Source organism: Microbacterium sp. LMI13-1-1.1 (genome assembly GCF_040815625.1).
Taxonomy (GTDB): Bacteria; Actinomycetota; Actinomycetes; order Actinomycetales; family Microbacteriaceae; genus Microbacterium; species Microbacterium forte.
Window position 1 is genome coordinate 1,338,433 of record NZ_JBFPNL010000001.1, and the last position, 18,185, is coordinate 1,356,617.

General features: G+C 68.0%; 16 protein-coding genes. 6 read left to right on the plus strand and 10 right to left on the minus strand.

From position 1 onward, the window contains the following. Positions 1 to 56: 56 nt before the first annotated feature. A complete protein-coding gene (locus MRBLMI13_RS06585; RefSeq protein ID WP_367819624.1) occupies positions 57 to 3,464 on the minus strand; it encodes a pyruvate carboxylase in 3,408 nt (1,135 codons plus the stop codon). Positions 3,465 to 3,558: 94 nt separating this feature from the next. On the opposite strand from MRBLMI13_RS06585, the gene MRBLMI13_RS06590 reads away from it, so the two are divergent. Then, a complete protein-coding gene (locus tag MRBLMI13_RS06590; protein WP_042538598.1) occupies positions 3,559 to 4,371 on the plus strand; it encodes a ParA family protein in 813 nt (270 codons plus the stop codon). Positions 4,372 to 4,453: 82 nt separating this feature from the next. Here the strand turns inward: MRBLMI13_RS06590 and MRBLMI13_RS06595 are convergent, their stop codons facing one another. The 3 genes from MRBLMI13_RS06595 to MRBLMI13_RS06605 form a co-directional block, all read right to left on the minus strand. Continuing rightward, positions 4,454 to 4,999 carry a MerR family transcriptional regulator gene (locus MRBLMI13_RS06595; RefSeq protein ID WP_042538471.1) on the minus strand — a complete coding sequence of 182 codons (546 nt, stop codon included), beginning with the start codon at positions 4,997 to 4,999 and terminating at the stop codon, positions 4,454 to 4,456. A 99-nt stretch (positions 5,000 to 5,098) separates the two neighbouring features. Further along, the gene (locus MRBLMI13_RS06600; protein WP_042538473.1) at positions 5,099 to 5,785 is read right to left on the minus strand and encodes a MerR family transcriptional regulator; all 687 of its coding nucleotides are present in this window, start codon (positions 5,783 to 5,785) and stop codon (positions 5,099 to 5,101) included. Beyond that, the gene (locus MRBLMI13_RS06605; protein ID WP_153302217.1) at positions 5,785 to 6,270 is read right to left on the minus strand and encodes an FHA domain-containing protein; all 486 of its coding nucleotides are present in this window, start codon (positions 6,268 to 6,270) and stop codon (positions 5,785 to 5,787) included. The genes MRBLMI13_RS06600 and MRBLMI13_RS06605 overlap by 1 nt, the downstream gene beginning before the upstream one ends. A gap of 99 nt (positions 6,271 to 6,369) precedes the next feature. On the opposite strand from MRBLMI13_RS06605, the gene MRBLMI13_RS06610 reads away from it, so the two are divergent. After that, complete coding sequence (locus MRBLMI13_RS06610) at positions 6,370 to 7,029, plus strand: copper resistance CopC family protein (protein WP_367819621.1); 660 nt, start codon at positions 6,370 to 6,372, stop codon at positions 7,027 to 7,029. A gap of 9 nt (positions 7,030 to 7,038) precedes the next feature. Beyond that, positions 7,039 to 8,436, plus strand: coding sequence for a dihydrolipoyl dehydrogenase (gene lpdA, locus MRBLMI13_RS06615; RefSeq protein ID WP_042538477.1), 1,398 nt, complete (start codon positions 7,039 to 7,041; stop codon positions 8,434 to 8,436). 58 nt (positions 8,437 to 8,494) lie between these two features. Here the strand turns inward: lpdA and MRBLMI13_RS06620 are convergent, their stop codons facing one another. Genes MRBLMI13_RS06620 through MRBLMI13_RS06640 form a run of 5 tightly spaced genes read right to left on the minus strand, consistent with a single transcriptional unit; the run spans position 8,495 to position 11,775 of the window. Beyond that, positions 8,495 to 9,196, minus strand: coding sequence for a methyltransferase domain-containing protein (locus MRBLMI13_RS06620; RefSeq protein ID WP_367819619.1), 702 nt, complete (start codon positions 9,194 to 9,196; stop codon positions 8,495 to 8,497). Between the two features lie 14 nt (positions 9,197 to 9,210). Further along, positions 9,211 to 10,365, minus strand: coding sequence for a type III polyketide synthase (locus MRBLMI13_RS06625; RefSeq protein ID WP_367819617.1), 1,155 nt, complete (start codon positions 10,363 to 10,365; stop codon positions 9,211 to 9,213). Positions 10,366 to 10,419: 54 nt separating this feature from the next. Next, positions 10,420 to 11,064 carry a CYTH domain-containing protein gene (locus MRBLMI13_RS06630; RefSeq protein ID WP_367819615.1) on the minus strand — a complete coding sequence of 215 codons (645 nt, stop codon included), beginning with the start codon at positions 11,062 to 11,064 and terminating at the stop codon, positions 10,420 to 10,422. Next, the gene (locus tag MRBLMI13_RS06635) at positions 11,057 to 11,269 is read right to left on the minus strand and encodes a hypothetical protein (protein ID WP_042538484.1); all 213 of its coding nucleotides are present in this window, start codon (positions 11,267 to 11,269) and stop codon (positions 11,057 to 11,059) included. The genes MRBLMI13_RS06630 and MRBLMI13_RS06635 overlap by 8 nt, the downstream gene beginning before the upstream one ends. Before the next feature lie 35 nt (positions 11,270 to 11,304). Next, positions 11,305 to 11,775: a prepilin peptidase gene (locus MRBLMI13_RS06640; RefSeq protein WP_367819612.1), complete on the minus strand. Its 471-nt coding sequence runs from the start codon at positions 11,773 to 11,775 to the stop codon at positions 11,305 to 11,307. Positions 11,776 to 11,907: 132 nt separating this feature from the next. Between MRBLMI13_RS06640 and MRBLMI13_RS06645 the strand changes: the two genes are divergently transcribed. The 3 genes from MRBLMI13_RS06645 to MRBLMI13_RS06655 are packed head-to-tail and all read left to right on the plus strand — an operon-like array spanning position 11,908 to position 17,704. Then, positions 11,908 to 12,705, plus strand: a complete 798-nt coding sequence (locus MRBLMI13_RS06645) for a hypothetical protein (RefSeq protein ID WP_367819610.1) — start codon at positions 11,908 to 11,910, stop codon at positions 12,703 to 12,705. Continuing rightward, positions 12,702 to 14,243, plus strand: a complete 1,542-nt coding sequence (locus MRBLMI13_RS06650; protein WP_367819608.1) for a DNA polymerase Y family protein — start codon at positions 12,702 to 12,704, stop codon at positions 14,241 to 14,243. The genes MRBLMI13_RS06645 and MRBLMI13_RS06650 overlap by 4 nt, the downstream gene beginning before the upstream one ends. Continuing rightward, the gene (locus MRBLMI13_RS06655) at positions 14,243 to 17,704 is read left to right on the plus strand and encodes an error-prone DNA polymerase (protein ID WP_367819606.1); all 3,462 of its coding nucleotides are present in this window, start codon (positions 14,243 to 14,245) and stop codon (positions 17,702 to 17,704) included. Before MRBLMI13_RS06650 ends, MRBLMI13_RS06655 begins: the two co-directional genes overlap by 1 nt. 5 nt (positions 17,705 to 17,709) lie before the next feature. Here MRBLMI13_RS06655 and MRBLMI13_RS06660 read toward each other — a convergent pair whose 3' ends face one another. After that, positions 17,710 to 18,099, minus strand: a complete 390-nt coding sequence (locus tag MRBLMI13_RS06660) for a hypothetical protein (protein WP_367819604.1) — start codon at positions 18,097 to 18,099, stop codon at positions 17,710 to 17,712. Between the last annotated feature and the right edge of the window lie 86 nt (positions 18,100 to 18,185).

The following is an 18,185-nucleotide window of genomic DNA, read 5'->3' on the forward strand; positions in this document are numbered from 1 at the left end:
CAAGCTTGTGCGGGCCTCGGGTGCGTTGCGTCGAACGCGGCCTCGCCCGCACAAGATTAGTGCGCCGGGCGGATGACGACCAAAAGATCTCCGGCTTCGACCTGCTGCGTCGCGCCGATCGCGAGTCTCTCCACCACGCCGTCGACGGGGGCGGTGATGGCCGCTTCCATCTTCATGGCTTCGATGGATGCGACCGGTTCACCGGCGCGCACCGAGTCACCGACGTCCGCTTTCAGGGTCACGACTCCCGAGAACGGCGCGGCCACCTGACCGGGCACCGATGTGTCAGCCTTCTCGATCTCGTGGACGTCGACCGCCACCGATCTGTCGCGCACGAACACGGGCCGCAGCTGACCGTTGAGGGTCGTCATGACGGTGCGCATGCCCTTGTCGTCTGCATCTCCGATGGCTTCGAGACCCACGTACAGCTGGACGCCGCGATCGATCTCGACGACGTGCTCCTGGCCTTGCACGAGACCGTAGAGGTAGTCAGCGGTGTCGAGCACCGAGAGATCACCGAACAGTTCCCGTCTCTCGGTGAACTCGCGCATGGGTGCAGGAAACAGCAGCGTGTTCAGCCGCGCACGACGGGTCGCACTGTCGCCCGCCAGCGCTGCCTCGTCGTCGGCGGAGATCTCCGTCATGCCGATGCGCACGGCACGCCCCGCCAACACCTTCGTGCGGAAGGGCTCCGGCCATCCGCCCGGCAGATCGCCGAGTTCGCCCGCCATGAAACCGACGACGGAGTCGGGCACGTCGTACTTCTCGGGGTTCGCCTCGAAGTCAGCAGGATCGGCCTTGACCGCGGCCAGGTGCAGAGCAAGATCGCCGACCACCTTCGACGACGGCGTCACCTTCGGAACACGACCGAGGATTCGATCGGCCGCAGCGTACATGTCCTCGATCAGCTCGAAGTCGTCTGCGAGCCCGAGCGCCTTCGCCTGCTGACGGAGGTTCGACAGCTGACCGCCCGGGATCTCGTGGTGGTAGACCCGCCCGGTGGGGCCGGGAAGTCCGGACTCGAACGGCGCGTACATCCGGCGGACCGCCTCCCAGTACGGCTCGAGATCCGAGACGCTGTCGAGGGAGATGCCGCTGTCGCGATCCGTATGCGCGAGCGCAGCGACGAGCGATGAGAGAGAAGGCTGGCTGGTCGTGCCGGAGAGCGGAGCGGATGCCGCGTCGACCGCATCCACCCCTGCGTCGCTCGCAGCGAGCAGTGTGGCGAGCTGGCCGCCGGGGGTGTCGTGCGTGTGCAGGTGCACGGGCAGGGCGAAGCGCTCGCGCAGCGCCGCGACGAGCTTCGCGGCCGCCGCGGGTCGCAGCAGTCCCGCCATGTCCTTGATCGCGATGATGTGCGCCCCCGCATCGACGATCTGGGCCGCGAGGTTCAGGTAGTAATCGAGCGTGTAGAGATCCTCGGCCGGGTTCAGAAGGTCACCGGTGTAGCAGAGCGCCACCTCGGCGACCGCCGTGCCTGTGTTGCGAACAGCCTCGATCGCCGGTCGCATCTGCTCGACGTCGTTGAGCGCATCGAAGATCCTGAAGATGTCGACGCCGCTTGCCGCCGCCTCCCGCACGAACGCCTCGGTGACGGCCGTCGGGTAGGGCGTGTAACCCACGGTGTTGCGTCCACGCAGAAGCATCTGGATCGCGACGTTGGGAAGCGCCGCCCGCAGCTTGTCGAGACGCTCCCAGGGGTCTTCCCCGAGGAAGCGCAGTGCGACGTCGTACGTCGCCCCTCCCCAGGCCTCGACCGAGAGCAGCTCAGGCGTCAACCGGGCGATGTGCGGTGCGGCTGCGACGAGATCCTTCGTGCGCACGCGCGTCGCGAGCAGCGACTGGTGCGCATCGCGGAAGGTCGTGTCGGTGATCGCGAGAGCGCTCTGCGCGCGCAGGCTCTGGGCGAAGCCTTCCGGGCCCAGCTCGAGCAGACGCTGTCGCGAACCGGCGACCGGGGTCGAGTCGAGGTCGACGGCCGGGAGCTTGGCAGCCGGGTCCAGCGAACCCGGGTGGACCCCGTGGGGCTTGTTGACCGTGACGTCGACCAGCCAGTTCAGAATCCGAGTGCCGCGGTCCTTCGACTCGCGGCCGCGGAGGAGATCCGGGCGCTCGTCGATGAACGACGTGCTCACGTCGCCGGCGATGAACGCCTCATCCTCGAGCAGGGCCTGCAGGAACGGGATGTTGGTCGAGACGCCGCGAATGCGGAACTCCGCCAGCGCCCGCCGAGCGCGTGCCACCGCCGCCGGGTAGTCCCGCCCGCGGCAGGTCAGCTTGGCGAGCATCGAATCGAAGTGCGGGCTGATCTGCGCACCCTGATGCACGGTGCCGCCGTCGAGACGGATGCCCGCACCTCCCGGGGAGCGGTAGGTGGTGATCTTGCCCGTGTCGGGCCGGAACCCCTGAGTCGGGTCCTCCGTGGTGATGCGGCACTGCAGCGCCGCTCCGCGCACCTGCAGACTGTGCTGTTCGAGTCCGAGTTCGGCGAGGGTCTGGCCTGCGGCGATGCGCATCTGGCTCTGCACGAGATCGACGTCGGTCACCTCCTCGGTGACGGTGTGCTCGACCTGGATGCGCGGGTTCATCTCGATGAAGACGACCTCGCCGGTGCGCTCCCCCGCGGTCTCGAGCAGGAACTCGACCGTTCCCGCGTTCTCGTATCCGATGGATCGCGCGAACGCGACCGCGTACCCGTGCAGCGCGGTGCGGATGTCATCGTCGAGATTCGGGGCCGGGGCGATCTCGACGACCTTCTGATGACGTCGCTGCACCGAGCAGTCGCGTTCGAAGAGGTGGACGGTCTCGCCGGTCTTGTCCGCGAGGATCTGCACCTCGATGTGCCGGGGACGGATGACGGCCTGCTCCAGGAACATCCGCGGGTCGCCGAAGGCGCTCTCCGCTTCGCGCATCGCCTCTGCCAGTGCCGGCGCGAGCTCCGCCGCAGACTCGACCCGGCGCATGCCACGACCGCCACCGCCGGCGACGGCCTTGGCGAACAGCGGGAAGCCGATGTCCGATGCCTGGGCCACGAGCGCGTCGACGTCATCGGAGGCCTCGGTCGAGCGGAGCACGGGAACCCCGGCCTCGATCGCGTGGCGCTTGGCCTCGACCTTGTTGCCTGCCATCTCGAGCACCTTCGAGGGCGGGCCGATGAAGACGATGCCGTTCGCGGCAGCCTTCTCGGCCAGTTCGGGATTCTCGGACAGGAAGCCGTATCCGGGGTAGATCGCGTCCGCACCCGCATCCTTCGCGACGCGGATGATCTCGTCGACGTTCAGGTATGCGCGGACGGGATGACCGCGCTCGCCGATCTCGTAGGCCTCGTCCGCCTTGAGCCGGTGGACGGAGCCGCGGTCCTCATGCGGGAAGACGGCGACTGTTCTCGCCCCGACCTCGAATGCCGCACGGAAGGCACGGATCGCGATCTCGCCGCGGTTCGCCACAAGGATCTTCTGGAACATGCACACCTCTGGAAGCTCGATGCGCACTTCTAATCGGCGCGCATGGGGCGGGGCTGAGTGTGCACCCAGCCTAGGGGAAGGTAACGTGGTGTTCGTGCACGTACTCAGCGTCAGCTCTCTCAAGGGAGGCGTCGGCAAGACGACAGTGACCCTCGGCCTGGCCTCAGCGGCCTTCGCCCGTGGTGTCCGAACGCTCGTCGTCGACCTCGACCCTCAGTCCGATGTGTCCACCGGAATGGACATCCAGGTGGCCGGTCGGCTCAACATCGCCGATGTCCTGGCCAACCCGAAGGAGAAGGTCGTCCGTCAGGCGATCACCTCCAGCGGCTGGGCGAAGGTGCACCCCGGAACCATCGACGTGCTGATCGGCAGCCCGTCAGCGATCAACTTCGACGGACCGCACCCGAGCGTGCGTGACGTGTGGAAGCTCGAAGAGGCGCTGGCCTCCGTCGAAGCCGACTACGACCTGGTCCTCGTCGACTGCGCCCCGTCGCTGAACGCCCTCACCCGCACGGCCTGGGCGGCGAGCGACCGCGTGATGGTCGTCACTGAGCCCGGCCTCTTCTCCGTCGCCGCGGCCGATCGCGCGCTGCGCGCGATCGAGGAGATCCGTCGGGGCCTCTCCCCTCGTCTCCAGCCGCTGGGCATCGTCGTCAACCGCGTGCGGCCCCAGTCGATCGAGCACCAGTTCCGCATCAAGGAACTGCGCGACATGTTCGGCCCCCTCGTGCTCTCCCCGCAGCTTCCGGAGCGAACGTCGCTGCAGCAGGCCCAGGGTGCGGCCAAGCCGCTGCACATCTGGCCCGGCGACTCGGCTCAGGAACTCGCTGCCGACTTCGACCAGCTGCTCGATCGGATCATCCGCACCGGGCGCATCCAGGTCGCGGATTCCGGCCCGCAGGCCTGATCCACCGCAGACAGCAGAACGGCCATCCTCTCGCGAGGGTGGCCGTTTCTTCGTGCGGGGCGCGGCTCGGAGCCGCGGATGCTCAGGCGGAGCGCTTGGTGCGACGCGCCGACAGCTCGTCGACCGGGTCGGGTGATGTCGCGTCGAATTCGACGAGGGTCGACTCGACCTCGCGAAGCACCTTGCCCACGGCGATGCCAAACACGCCCTGACCGCGGCTGACCAGGTCGATGACCTCGTCGTTCGACGTGCAGAGGTAGACGGACGCACCGTCGCTCATGAGGGTCGTGCCCGCGAGATCGCGGATGCCCGCGCGGCGGAGCTCGTCGACCGCGGTACGGATCTGCTGCAGGGAGATACCGGTGTCGAGCAGGCTCTTCACCAGCTTGAGCACGAGGATGTCGCGGAAGCCGTAGAGGCGCTGAGAGCCCGACCCGCTGGCGCCTCGCACAGTGGGCTCTACGAGCTCGGTGCGTGCCCAGTAGTCCAGCTGACGGTAGGTGATGCCCGCTGCACGCGCCGCCACCGCACCCCGGTAGCCGACCTCGTCGTCCATGGCCGGCAGGCCATCGGTGAAGAGGAGTTCCGGCACGAACCGCGGGTCGCCTGCACGCTCATCCGCATTCATTTGAAATCCTCCCTGGAGCTGTTACCTCCACGCTAGAGCAGCCCTCCGGCACCGGCAATGACATCCGTGGGACGCCGAAGGTGTGTCGCAATCAGTTCGTTACGAAAGCAACCTGGTGAGTGCGTCCTTGACGAAGAGCGAGCGCACTTCGTCGATCTTCGCGGCGAGGTTGGGCGCCATGTCGCTCGCCTTCGCCCGCGATGCGGCGTCCGTGCGACGGAGCAGAGACGACATGGCGGACTCGATCAGCGCGACCTCGCGCTCGGCGCCCTGACGCAGCGACCGCAGGTGGCGCGGCTCGATGCCATGGCGGTCGAGCGCGACCAGACCGCGCAGCAGCGTGACGGTCGACTCGGGGTAGCTCTCCTGCGCCACGATGACACCGGTGCTGATCGCATCGTTGAGGAGCTGCGGGCCGGCACCGGCTGCCGACAGGAGCTCGCTGCGGCGGTAGCGACGAGGCGTCGGCGTGATCGACGGCGGCGGAGCGAGGGCGGCTGAGTCGCCGTTCGCCTCAGCGTCGTCGAGCTGCTCTCGGATGATGCTGAGAGGGAGGTAGTGGTCACGCTGCAGCGTGAGGCCGAGGCGCAGTCGCTCGATATCGGCCTGCGAGAACTTGCGGTAGCCCGACTCCGTGCGCGACGGGCTGACGATCCCCTGCACCTCCAGGAAGCGGAGCTTGCTGGAGGTGAGCTCCGGAAACTCTGGTGTGAGCCGAGCAAGCACCTGACCGATGCTCAGAAGGCCCGCGGACGCAGAGCGTTCGCGGGCGGGAGAAGCCGCCATCAGTCGATCGCCGCGACGCGATCGACGGGAGAGGCGAAGAAGTTCAACCGGAACTTGCCGACACGAAGCTCGGTGCCGTCGACCAGAGCGCTGCGATCGACACGCTCGCCGTTGACGTAGGTTCCGTTGAGCGAGCGCTGGTCGATGATCTCGAACGTCGAGCCGTTGCGAGTCACCTCTGCATGGCGGCGCGAGACGGTCACGTCATCGAAGAAGATGTCGGCTTCGGGGTGGCGACCGATGGTCGTCACATCGGTGTCGAGCAGGTAGCGGGCCCCCGCGAGAGCTCCGGAGCGCACCAGAAGCAGTGCGGAACCGGAGGGAAGCGCTGCGATGGCGCCCTGCTCCACGTCGGTGAGCTCCACGCCGAAAGGCACGAAGGAGAGGTCCGAGTCGTGCCCGAACGTCTGCGTCACGTCGTGCCTCTGCTCGCCGGGACGGTGGATCGCGGCGTCTCCGCCCGATCGATTCTGGCTGTCTGTCACTATGCCCTCCTAGTCCTCCAGACTAACTGATCCGATGCCGCTCGCGGGAGCTCGCTTCACACTCAGGCATCGCATACGGACACTTCATAGGCTGAGGATGTGAAAACCACAGCCCGCCGCCTCCCTGCAGCTCCGGTCGCACTCGCCGCCGCCCTTCTGACCGCGTTCCTCGTGCTGTTCGCGCCTCTCTCCGCCTCGGCCCACGACAGTCTGCTCGCGTCATCCCCCGAGGCCGACAGCACGGTCGACACGCTCCCCGCCGAGTTGACGCTCACCTTCAGCGCGAAGCTCATCGACGAGACCGGCGCGACCGAGGTGGTCGTGACGGACCCCTCCGGCAACTCGGTCACCGAGGGCGATGCCACCGTCGAGGGTGCGATCGTGACGCAGCAGCTCGCCACGGAGGCCCCTGAGGGTGCCTATCACGTGATCTGGAAGGTCGTCTCGAGCGACGGCCACCCGACCTCGGGAGAGTTCGACTTCACGGTCGCGAACAGCACCGAGACCGCCCCGACCGCCCAGCCGAGCGCCGAGCCCACGGAGACGGCCACGGCCGCTCCCGCTCCGGTCGCGACCGCGGGCCCCGGCACCGACGTCACTCCCGCCCCCGAGAGCGACGAATCATCCGCCTCCACGACGCTGATCTGGGTGCTCGCGATCGTCGGAGTGCTCGTGATCCTCGGCATCGTCGTCTGGCTCGTGGTCCGCGGGCGCCGCGACCCGGCTTCGACCGATTCCGACCTTCCCTCGGAGCGATAGGCTTAAGGCATGCCACATTACGATGTCGTCATCCTCGGTGCAGGTCCTGGCGGATACGTCGCTGCGGTTCGCAGCGCGCAGCTCGGTCTGTCCACCGCCATCATCGAAGAGAAGTACTGGGGTGGTGTCTGCCTCAACGTGGGCTGCATCCCCTCCAAGGCTCTCCTGAAGAACGCGGAGCTCGCGCACACGCTCAACCACAAGGCCGACTTCTTCGGCATCTCGGGTGAGTTCACGATCGACTACGGCAAGGCGTTCGACCGCAGCCGTGTCGTCGCCGACGGCCGCGTCAAGGGCATCCACTTCCTGATGAAGAAGAACAAGGTGACCGAGTACGACGGTCGCGGCACCTTCACCGGCCCGAAGGCGATCTCGGTCGCCAAGGCCGACGGCTCGACCGAAGAGGTCACCTTCGACAACGCGATCATCGCGACCGGCTCGAAAGTTCGTCTGCTTCCGGGCGTCCAGCTCAGCGACAACGTCGTGACCTACGAGGAGCAGATCCTCAGCCGCGAGCTCCCGAAGTCGATCGTCATCGTCGGAGCCGGCGCCATCGGCATGGAATTCGCGTACGTGATGACCAACTACGGCGTCAAGGTCACGATCATCGAGTTCCTCGACCGCGCGCTTCCCAACGAGGACGCCGACGTGTCGAAGGAGATCGCGAAGCAGTACAAGAACTACGGCGTCGACATCCTCACCTCCACCAAGGTCGAGTCCGTCGTCGACAACGGCTCGTCCGTCACCGTGTCGTACACCGGCAAGGACGGCCAGCAGAGCTCGATCGAAGCCGACAAGGTGCTCATGTCGGTCGGCTTCGCCCCCAACATCGAGGGCTTCGGTCTCGAGGCCACCGGCGTCAAGCTCACCGAGCGCGGCGCGATCGACATCGACGACCACATGCGCACGAACGTCGAGGGCATCTACGCGATCGGCGACGTCACCGCCAAGCTGCAGCTCGCCCACGTGGCCGAGGCGCAGGGTGTCGTCGCGGCCGAGACCATCGGCGGCGCGGAGACCCAGACGCTCGGCGACTACCGCATGATGCCCCGCGCGACGTTCTGCTCGCCGCAGGTCGCCTCGTTCGGCCTCACCGAGCAGCAGGCCAAGGACGAAGGGCGCGAGATCAAGGTCGCGACGTTCCCGTTCATGGCGAACGGCAAGGCGCACGGACTCGGCGAGCCCGTCGGCTTCGTGAAGCTCATCGCCGACGCCGAGCACCTCGAGCTCATCGGCGCCCACATGATCGGCCCCGACGTCTCCGAGCTCCTGCCCGAGCTGACGCTGGCCCAGAAGTGGGACCTCACGGCTCTCGAGCTGGCCCGCAACGTGCACACCCACCCGACGCTGTCGGAGGCGCTGCAGGAGGGCTTCCACGGCCTCGCGGGTCACATGATCAACTTCTGATCCGAAGATCAGATCGTCGAAGGCCCGACACGCTCACGCGTGTCGGGCCTTCGTGCGTCTATGACGCCGCCCCGGCCTTCCAGCTCAACTCCAGCCGTGAGGGGAGGCCGAAGCGCACAGCCCACCCTGAGGGCACGAGAGAGGCGAGCTCTCTCCGCGCGTATGAGCGGCGGATGCTGATGAGGCCGTCCTCCCGGATGAACGAGCCGCGGAAGAGCGTTCCCGAGAGGACCCAGGTCGCGGCGTCGTACAGGGCATAGGCGAATCGGGTGCGGGCGATGTCCCGGTGCACCACGACGCCACCGCCGCCGACGAGCGCCTCGGAGTCGCGCAGCAGGCCGTCGAGCTCTGTCGAAGTGAGGTGGTGCAGCACGTGATTCGAGAAGACCACGTCGTACTGCTCCCCCTCCGCCACGAGGTCTGCGGCGAAGGCGCAGCGATATCGGATGCCGGCTCCGTGGTCGTTATCGGCAGCCCAGCGAATCGCCCGCTCGTCGGCGTCGAGTGCCGTGATCTCGGCGTCGAGACCTGCGCGCCGCAACCGCGCCGCGATCATCCGGCACACGTCTCCGCCGCCCGCGCCGATGTCCAGGATGCGGATGGGACCGCGGCGGGCGCGCGGCCGGATCTCGCGACGATAGAGCAGCCCCGGCCGTGAGACGAGCGCGTTCACGAGCCGGAAGCGTCTGTAGGTCTGTTCCAGCATCCCGATGTCCGCATCCGGATCGTCCATGAGCTCGCGCACCTCGGTGGCGCGCATCGAGAGGTCGTGTCTCACAGGACGCCGGTGGTGACCGTCATCAATGCGCTCTCGGCCGTCAACCCCGGTCCGAAGGCCATCGCCGCGACCCGCGACCCGTCGGCGGCGCCGTCGTCGAGGATCCGCTTGATCACGAAGAGCACCGTCGCGCTCGACATGTTGCCGTTCTCGCGCAGCGTCTCCCGAGCCGGGTGCAGCTGCGCGTCGCTCAGCTGCAGTCGCTCCTGCACGCGGTCGAGGATGCTGCGTCCGCCGGGGTGGATCGCCCAGTGCTCCACGCGCTCCCCCACCTTCCCCTCGTCGAACGCGGCCGCGAGCTCGCCCTCGCGGGCGTAGAGCGGACGGATGGCGCCGATGATGGTCTCGCCGATGATCTGCGGCACCTTGGTCGACAGGATCATCTCGAAGCCGTGGTCGCCGATCGTCCAGGCCATGTCCTTCTCGCCCTCGGCGGCGATGGCCGTGTGGAAGCCGTCGAGGCGGACGGCAGGCACCGGTGTCGGGAGATCGCGCGCTGTGACGATGCCGGCGGCCGCCCCGTCCGCGAAGAGGGAGTTGGCCACGATGAGATCCGGGTCCTCCGACGATCGAAGGTGCACGGTGCACAGCTCGACGCTGACCACGAGCACCACGGCAGCGGGATCGGCCGCGCAGAACTGGCTCGCCGCTCGGAGCGCAGGCAGTGAGGCGTAGCAGCCCATGAATCCGAGGTGATAGCGCTGCACGCTGTCTGAGAGACCCAGCCCCCGCACGATCTCGTACTCCGGGCCCGGCGCATGGAAGCCCGTGCACGATGCGGTGATGACGTGCGTGACGTCGGCGGCGACGATGTCGGGGTCTGCGTCCAGCGCGCTGCGAGCCACCTCGACGAAGAGACGAGACGCCTCGCGTATGTAGACGTCGTTGCGTGCGGCCGTTCCCGGAGACTGCAGAAGGCCGGACTCCCGATCGAAGAAGAGCGTCGCGTCGGTGCTCGCCGTGGAGGAGAGCTCTTCGATGACCGTGTGACGGGTGTCGATGCCCGATCCGTTGAAGGATGCTCCGATGATCCTCTGCGCGAGGCGCCCGACGTCGGGCTGCGAGGCGAAGATGTCGCGCACCTCGTGCTGCTCGATGACGGTGTCTGGAACGATCGTCCGCAGCGAGCGGAGTACGGCGGAGCGGGTCATGTCTGCCACTCAAGCATGGCCCCGCTCACGCGCGGAAGGGGCTTGCGCCGTGAGTCAGAAACCCAGAGCACGGGCGAGCTTGGAGCCGGATGACGCATCGCGACCCCCGACGGCGAAGATCACCCTCTCGACGGCCTCGAACAGGGCCGCTCTCCCCGCCGGGTCGGCGGGCGCAGCGGGGCCGAGCTCGAATTCCCACTCGCGCCATTCACGCTGCACGTGGTGTCGGAGGTCGGTCGCGCGAACGTGATCGTCGACGAACTCGGCGACCACTCCGGCGGTTCCGGTGAGCAGATAGGCCGTTCGGGTGTTCTCGATCCGGGCGAGGGGCGTCAGGGGGCCCGTCGCCCATCGCGAGATGGTCTCGGTCACCGCCTCGGGGATCCTGTCGTCGTCACCCAGCGGCCAGCCGATCTCCAGACGGCCGTCGCCCTCACGCGGTCCCTTGATATGCCAACCGGCATCGGGGCCGCCGGTGCGACGACGAAGAGCCACCCCTGAGCGGGAGAGTCCGGCATCCGCGGTGTCGAAGTAGCGTGCGTCGAGTTCGCGCACCTCGCCCGACGACACGGCATCCACTCCGGGAACCCCCACCCACTCCGGAAGAGGGGTGGCGTCGTCGACGTCGTACTTGCGCTCGACCTCGACGACCCTGGAGGGTTCGAGGCCGGACTGCGGAGCGGTGCGGTGCTCAGTCATCCGACGGACTGATGTCCTCGAGGGATTCGTCGTACCAGTAGTCGATCTCGGTGGGACCGTCGGTGTCGCCGGTGTTCTGCGCGTCACCGCGTCGGTTGTACACCACCTGGGTCTCGCTGTAGGGGACGATCAGCTTGTCGTCCGCATCGCCGAGAGGAATGATCTGCCCGTCGAGCGGGCCGCCGTGAAGTCGCGCAAGTGCCATGTGCTCACCCTAGCGCCGACACGCTGCAAGACGCCTCACTGCACGAGGATGCCGAGGATCGCGCCGAGGATCATCCACGGTCCGAAGGCGATGCGCGTCGAGCCGTCCGCCCTGCGGAGCATCATCAGCGACAGGGAGAACAGAGCACCGAGGACGAAGGCGGATGCTGCTCCCGCGGCGAGCGCCTGCCAGCTGTGCCAACCGAGGATCAGGCCGATGACGGCGGCGAGCTTGACGTCTCCTCCGCCCATTCCCTCGCGGCTGAGCAGACGGAGCGCCGCATAGAAGCCGCCGAGGATCAGCATGCCGAATGCTGCTCTGACCATCGCCGTGCTCTCACCGGAGGTGATGGCGTCGGCGACCCCGAGGAGGATGAGCGCCGCGAGGGTGGGGAGCACGATCCGGTTCGGCAGTCGATGTGTGCGGATGTCGATGGTGACGAGCATGCAGGCGACCACGAACAGCATCAGATGGACGGTCACGACGGCCACGGTGCGGAGATCCATGCGGGAAGGCTAGGAGAAGGCGGATGCCGGCGAGGACGGCGTGTGGATAACCTCCCCTGCCGATGTCGGAGGTTCGAACTATCGTCATCTACTCCAGTTGCTTTATTAGTACATATCTTCGAGGATGGATTCATGGGGATCGGGCTCGATGCGGTGACCGCGCTCTCTCCGGCTGGCGACTCCCGCGCCGGAGAGGTTCTTCGGCTGCGCCGGGAGATCAGCCGCATGCAGCGCAGACGCAGCGAGCATCCGCTGCTCCCCCTCGAACCCGCCTTCTCCTCCCTGCTCCCTGAAGAAGGACTGCAGACGGGGACGACATACACCGTCTCCCCCTCGCCCAGTCTCGTCCTCGCGCTGCTCGCGGCGGCGTCGCGCAAGGGCCACTGGTGTGCGGTGGTGGGCATGCCCACGCTGGGCGTGGAAGCCGCAGCGGCGTTCGGAATCGAGCTGCCTCGACTGATCCTCGTCCCCGAGCCCGGAGACCGCTGGCTCGCCGTGACCTCTGCGCTCGCCGAGGTGGTTCCGCTGATCGCCGTGCAGCCGGGAGGCAGAGCACGCGATGCCGATGTGTCACGACTGAGCGCACGCCTGCGAGACCGCGAGAGCACCCTGCTCATCACCGAGTCGACAGCGTCCGGCGCCTGGCCGCAGAGCGAGGGCTCCATCCGACTGCACGACCAGCACTGGCTCGGTGTCGGTGAGGGGTGGGGGCTGATCGAAGGTTCCACGGCGACGGTGTCAGCCCGGACGCGGCACAGTCCGCTGTCGTCGAGCGTGCGCGTACGCCTTCCCGGCGCCCATGGCGCGGTCGAAGAGCTGCCCGCCGAGCACACCGCCGTCGAGACCATGGCCGAGATGACGACGCTGCCCGGCCTGCGCGGTCACGAGGCCACTCCGCTCGAATACCCGCGTCTGGCGGTGGCCGGATGACCGCTGCTCCGCTGCGGGTCCTCGTCCTGTGGCTTCCCGATTGGCCGTTGCGCGCCGCCCTGGGCGGGCCACCGCCTCATCCGCCGACGGCGCTGGTGCATGCGAACACCGTCGTCGCATGCACCGCTTCGGCGAGGGAGCACGGTGTGCGCGCCGGTCAGCGCCGCCGCGTCGCGCAGGGGCACATCTCGTCGCTGCGCGTGCTGCCGCACGACACCGCCCGCGACGAGAGGGCCTTCCTTCCGGTGCTGCAGCTCATCGAGAAGCACGCCCCCGGCGCCGCGCTGCTGCGTCCAGGACTCGCGGCGGTGCGGGCACGGGGCATCTCCCGCTACCACGACGGCGAGGCCGAAGCAGGGCGGGCCCTCATCGATGTACTCACCGAGGCGGGCTTCCCCGAGGTGCGCGTCGGCATCGCCGACGGCCCGTTCACGGCAGAGCTCGCCGCCAGAGGAAGCGCCCCGTGCACCGTCGTTCCTGCAGGCATCGCGAAGGACTTCCTCGCCCCGCTCCCCGTGGGGGTGCTGCGAGACGAACAGTTCACCGGTCTGCTCATCCGGCTCGGCGTGCGCACGCTCGGCGACTTCGCCGCCCTCGACGAGATCGAGGTGCGCGATCGCTTCGGCGAGCGCGGCGCCCGCCTGCACTCCCTCGCCGCCGGTGCCGATTCCCGCGCCGTGGTGGCACGACCGCCCGACCCCGAACTCGTGCGCTCCGTCGAGTTCGAACCCCCGCTCGCCGGAGCCGATCAGGTGGCCTTCGCGGTGCGGCAGACGGCCGATGCGGTCATGCTCGCTCTCGGAGAAGCCTCGGTGGTGTGCACAGAGATCCGCATCGACCTGATCGACGACGACGGCAAGGTGTTCTCCCGTCCCTGGCTGCATCCGACCTGCTTCGATGCCGCTGACCTCGTCGACCGGGTGCGCTGGCAGCTCGAGGCGCTGGGGGCGGAGTCAGCGAAAGAGCCGATCGATGAGGCTCGCGCGTTCGGCGGGATCGCCCTGGTGCGGATCGTCCCCGTGGCGGTCGATGATGCCGCCCATCACCAGCCCGGACTCTTCGGGTCCGGCACGGATGAGCGCCTGCACCACGCCATCTCCCGCGTGCAGACGATGCTCGGCCACGAGGGCGTCGTCACCGCCGCTCTCTCCGGCGGACGCTGGCTCGCCGATCGACAGGTGCTCACTCCGTGGGGCGAACGCCCCGTCGCCCCCAGAGACCCCGGGCAACCCTGGCCGGGAAGCCTTCCCGATCCTCTTCCCGCCGAGGTGTTCCGTCCCCCTCGCCCCATCGGAGTGCTCGCACCCGACGGGGAGACCGTCCTCGTCGACGACCGGGGTTCGCTCTCGGCGGCACCCGCTCGCATCGACGGCGACGATGTGCAGGCCTGGGCTGGCCCGTGGCCGATCCATGAACGCCGGTGGGAGGCCTCCGGCGGCAAGAAGGGGCATCGCCTGCAGATCATCGATGACCATGATCGGGCCTGGCTCGTCTTCTGCACGGGAGATCGCTGGTGGGCCGAGGGGAGGTACCGCTGATGGGCTGGCACAACCCTCCCCTGTCCTGGAACGAACTGGAGCGCACTCTCAGCGGCGAGGAATCGCCCTATCCGACCGGAGGCATGCCACCCGGCAGCCGCCCCGACCCGGGCCCCGTCAGCACCAAGCGCAAGCGAAATCCCCCGACCTCCGTGCACCGGCCTGAGGATGCCGTCCCCTATGCCGAGCTGCACGCGCATTCGTCGTACTCGTTCCTCGACGGCGCCTCCTCACCGGAAGACCTGCTCGCCGAGGCCGAGCGTCTGGGGCTCACCGCGCTGGCACTCACCGACCACGACGGTTTCTACGGAGCGGCCCGCTTCGCCGAGGTCGCAGAGCTGATGGATGTGAGCGTCCAGACGGTCTACGGTGCCGAGCTCTCGCTCGGTCTCGACGCCCCGCAGCGGGGCACCCCCGATCCGGTCGGCGACCATCTTCTGGTGCTCGCCGACGGTCTGGAGGGCTATCACCGTCTCTCCGGCGCCATGACGGCTGCTCACTTGCGCGGCGGAGAGAAGGGCCGCCCCGTGTACGACCTCGATGAGCTGGCGGCCGCCGCCGACGGGCACTGGACGATCCTCACCGGATGCCGCAAGGGCGGCGTCCGCCGTGGGCTCGAAGCCGGAGACGCGCAGACGCCGCTGCGCCGTCTGGTCGATCTGTTCGGCCAGGATCACGTCGCCGTCGAGCTCTTCGACCACGGCGACCCGCAGGACACACGTCGCAACGACGCTCTCGCCGATCTCGCCCGGCGGTTGCGGTTGCCTGTGGTGGCGACGAACAACGTGCACTACGCCGCCCCCGAACGCGCATCACTCGCCGAGGCGGTCGCCGCTGTGCGTGCCGTGCGCAGCATGGACGAGCTCGACGGCTGGCTTCCGACCCACGGAGGAGCACATCTGCGCAGCGGTGCGGAGATGTCCGCGCGCTTCCGGCGCCACCCCGGCGCGATCTCCTATGGGCTCGAGCTCGCCGCTGCGTCGGCCTTCTCCCTCCGCCGAGCACGACCGGCCCTGCCGAAGCAGGAAGTGCCAGACGGTCATACCCCCATGAGCTGGCTGCGTCACCTGGTATGGGAGGCCGTGCCGACGAAATACCCGCAGCTCGATGACGACGGTCGCCGCAGGATCGGGCGCGAGCTCGACGTGATCGAGGAGAAGGATTTCCCCGGCTACTTCCTCATCGTGCACGGCATCGTCGCAGAGGCACGCCGTCGCGGCATCCTGTGTCAGGGACGTGGTTCTGCCGCGGCGAGCGCCGTCTGCTATCTCCTCGGCATCACAGCCGTCGACCCGATCCTCTACCGACTGCCCTTCGAGCGGTTCCTCGCGACGACCCGTCAGGAAGAACCGGACATCGATGTGGATTTCGACTCCGATCGCCGGGAGGAGATCATCCAGTGGGTGTACCGCGAGTACGGAAGAGAGCGTGCGGCACAGGTGGCGAACGTCATCCAGTACCGTCCGAAGAACGCCGTGCGCGACATGGCGAGGGCTCTGGGATTCTCCCCGGGGCAGCAGGACGCCTGGTCCAGGCAGGTCGACGGGTGGAGCGCCGGGCTCGAGGTTGCAGACGAGCACGACATTCCCGCGAATGTGCTCGACTACGCGGGTGAGCTCCTGAAGGCTCCCCGACACCTCGGCATCCACTCCGGTGGCATGGTGCTCACTGCACGCCCCGTCGGCGAGGTCGTCCCCGTCGAGCATGCTCGCATGGAGAACCGCACCGTGATCCAGTGGGACAAAGACGACGCCGCATGGATGGGGTTGGTGAAGTTCGACCTCCTCGGACTGGGGATGCTGGCAGCGCTCCAGCACTGCTTCGATCTCATCGACGACGCCACGGGTGAGCGGTGGACGCTCGAGACGCTTCCGAAAGAAGAGCCGGCCGTCTACGACATGCTCTGCCGCGCTGATTCGATCGGGGTGTTCCAGGTCGAATCCCGCGCACAGATCGGCCTGCTCCCCCGCCTGCAGCCGCGCGCCTTCTACGACCTCGCCATCCAGATCGCGCTCATCCGCCCCGGGCCCATCCAGGGCGGCGCCGTGCATCCGTTCGTCCGCCGCAAGATGGCCAAGGATGCGCTCGACGAAGAGAACCGCGCCAGAGCCGCTCGCGGAGAAGAGCCTGTGGTGCTCGACATCCCGTATCCGCATGATGACCTCAAGCCGATCCTCGAGCGGACGCTGGGCATCCCGATCTTCCAGGAGCAGCTGATCCAGATGGCGACGGCCATCGGCGACTGCACCGCCGACGAGGCCGATCTGCTCAGACGCGCGATGGGATCCAAGCGCGGGCTCGAGAAGATCGAGAAGGTGCGCGACAAGCTCTACGCGGGAATGACCCGGCGCGGACTCTCCGCCGAGCAGTCGGATCGCATCTACGCGCAGATCCAGGCGTTCTCCAATTTCGGATTCGCGGAGTCGCACTCGTTGTCCTTCGCTCTCCTCGTCTATGCGAGCTCCTGGCTCAAGCTGCACTATCCTGCGGCGTTCCTCGCCGGACTGCTCCGGTCGCAGCCGATGGGCTTCTACTCCGCCTCGACGCTCACCGCAGACGCGCGTCGGCATGGCGTGGAGGTGCGTCGACCCGATCTGCACGCCTCAGGCGTCACCGAGACTCTCGAACCCCTCGAGGGCGCACCGCTGCGGATGCCGACGGGGCTGGACGCCTGCGGCGATCCTCTGCAGCCTCGAGTGCCACGCTTCGACCGGTCGAAGCCCGACGAGTCGGCGGCGCACCGCCGGGATGGCGCCTATGCGGTGCGCATGGGGCTCAGCGGTGTGCGCGGCATCGGCACACCGCTGGCAGAGAGGATCGTCGCCGAGCGCGAGGCCGCCGGTCCGTTCCGCGATCTGAACGATCTGGTGAGGCGCACCGATGCCACCGCCGCGCAGCTCGAGTCCCTGGCGACCGCCGGCGCGTTCGAGTGCCTCGGGCTGCAGCGCAGAGAGGCGATCTGGCTGTCGGGGGCAGCCGCTGAGGATCGTTCGCGATTCCTTCCCGGCACGACGATCGCCGTGCAGCCCCCGCTGTTCAGCGATCAGTCCAGCTATGAACGGCTCTCCGCAGATCTCTGGGCGACAGGTGTCTCGACCGACGACCATCCGATGGCGCACTTCCGCGGACTTCTGCGCGAGCGAGGCGTGCTCACCTCCGCCGATCTCCAGAGCCACGAGACGGGCAGACGCATCGAGGTCGCCGGCCTCGTGACCCACCGTCAGCGCCCGGCGACCGCAGCGGGTGTCACGTTCCTCAATCTCGAAGACGAGACCGGCCTCGTCAACGTCATCTGCTCGACCGGGGTGTGGGGTCGGTACCACCGGGTGGCGCGGGATTCCCCTGCGCTGATCATCCGCGGCATTCTCGAGCGCTCAGCAGAGGGGGTCGTGAACGTCCTCGCCGACGCATTCGAAGACCTCCGCACCGGAGTGACGCATCGATCGAGGGACTTCCGCTGAGCGGTTCACCAGAAGCGTTCGGGCTCCGGCTCAGGCACGCGGTCGCCACCGCCCCAGCGGTCCGCTTCGGCCTTCGCGGCGTCGACCGCCGCATCCGCGCCGTGCAGGGCGGCCGTAGCGCTCGTCGCTCCCGATCCGCTCCCCTCGGCATCGACGGTGAGAGTCGTCAGCGACGAGTGGCCGCCGATCGTCACCGTGCAGTCGATGACACGACCCAGCCACCGGAGGAGCTCGCCCCGGGGCTCTTCGACGCGGCGATATCGGATGCCGGTGTCGAGGTCTCTGACAGACAGGACCACGGACTCACCGGTCAGCTCGTCGATGCGCTCCGTCACCTCGACTCGGTGCCCGTGGGCGATGGCGAGGTGCGCGTTCAGCACGAGCTTTCTGTCCATGAAACCACTCTATGAGTGGACGTTCTCACGGCAAGCCCCAGTCCTGGAAGAAACATTCGTAGATTTCTTTGTCCCCCAAATGGCGG

Excerpts from the sequence above, each read along its gene's own strand:
- MRBLMI13_RS06640 (WP_367819612.1), bottom strand. The coding sequence starts at position 11,775 with ATGGATCTCCGCACCGTGGCCGTCGTGACCGTCCATCTGATGCTGTTC.
- MRBLMI13_RS06625 (WP_367819617.1), bottom strand. The coding sequence starts at position 10,365 with ATGACCCGCTCCGCCGTACTCCGCTCGCTGCGGACGATCGTTCCAGAC.
- lpdA (WP_042538477.1), top strand. The coding sequence starts at position 7,039 with ATGCCACATTACGATGTCGTCATCCTCGGTGCAGGTCCTGGCGGATAC.
- MRBLMI13_RS06635 (WP_042538484.1), bottom strand. The coding sequence starts at position 11,269 with ATGGCACTTGCGCGACTTCACGGCGGCCCGCTCGACGGGCAGATCATT.
- MRBLMI13_RS06620 (WP_367819619.1), bottom strand. The coding sequence starts at position 9,196 with ATGCGCGCCACCGAGGTGCGCGAGCTCATGGACGATCCGGATGCGGAC.
- MRBLMI13_RS06630 (WP_367819615.1), bottom strand. The coding sequence starts at position 11,064 with ATGACTGAGCACCGCACCGCTCCGCAGTCCGGCCTCGAACCCTCCAGG.
- MRBLMI13_RS06650 (WP_367819608.1), top strand. The coding sequence starts at position 12,702 with ATGACCGCTGCTCCGCTGCGGGTCCTCGTCCTGTGGCTTCCCGATTGG.
- MRBLMI13_RS06660 (WP_367819604.1), bottom strand. The coding sequence starts at position 18,099 with ATGGACAGAAAGCTCGTGCTGAACGCGCACCTCGCCATCGCCCACGGG.
- MRBLMI13_RS06655 (WP_367819606.1), top strand. The coding sequence starts at position 14,243 with ATGGGCTGGCACAACCCTCCCCTGTCCTGGAACGAACTGGAGCGCACT.
- MRBLMI13_RS06645 (WP_367819610.1), top strand. The coding sequence starts at position 11,908 with ATGGGGATCGGGCTCGATGCGGTGACCGCGCTCTCTCCGGCTGGCGAC.
- MRBLMI13_RS06585 (WP_367819624.1), bottom strand. The coding sequence starts at position 3,464 with ATGTTCCAGAAGATCCTTGTGGCGAACCGCGGCGAGATCGCGATCCGT.
- MRBLMI13_RS06600 (WP_042538473.1), bottom strand. The coding sequence starts at position 5,785 with ATGGCGGCTTCTCCCGCCCGCGAACGCTCTGCGTCCGCGGGCCTTCTG.
- MRBLMI13_RS06595 (WP_042538471.1), bottom strand. The coding sequence starts at position 4,999 with ATGAATGCGGATGAGCGTGCAGGCGACCCGCGGTTCGTGCCGGAACTC.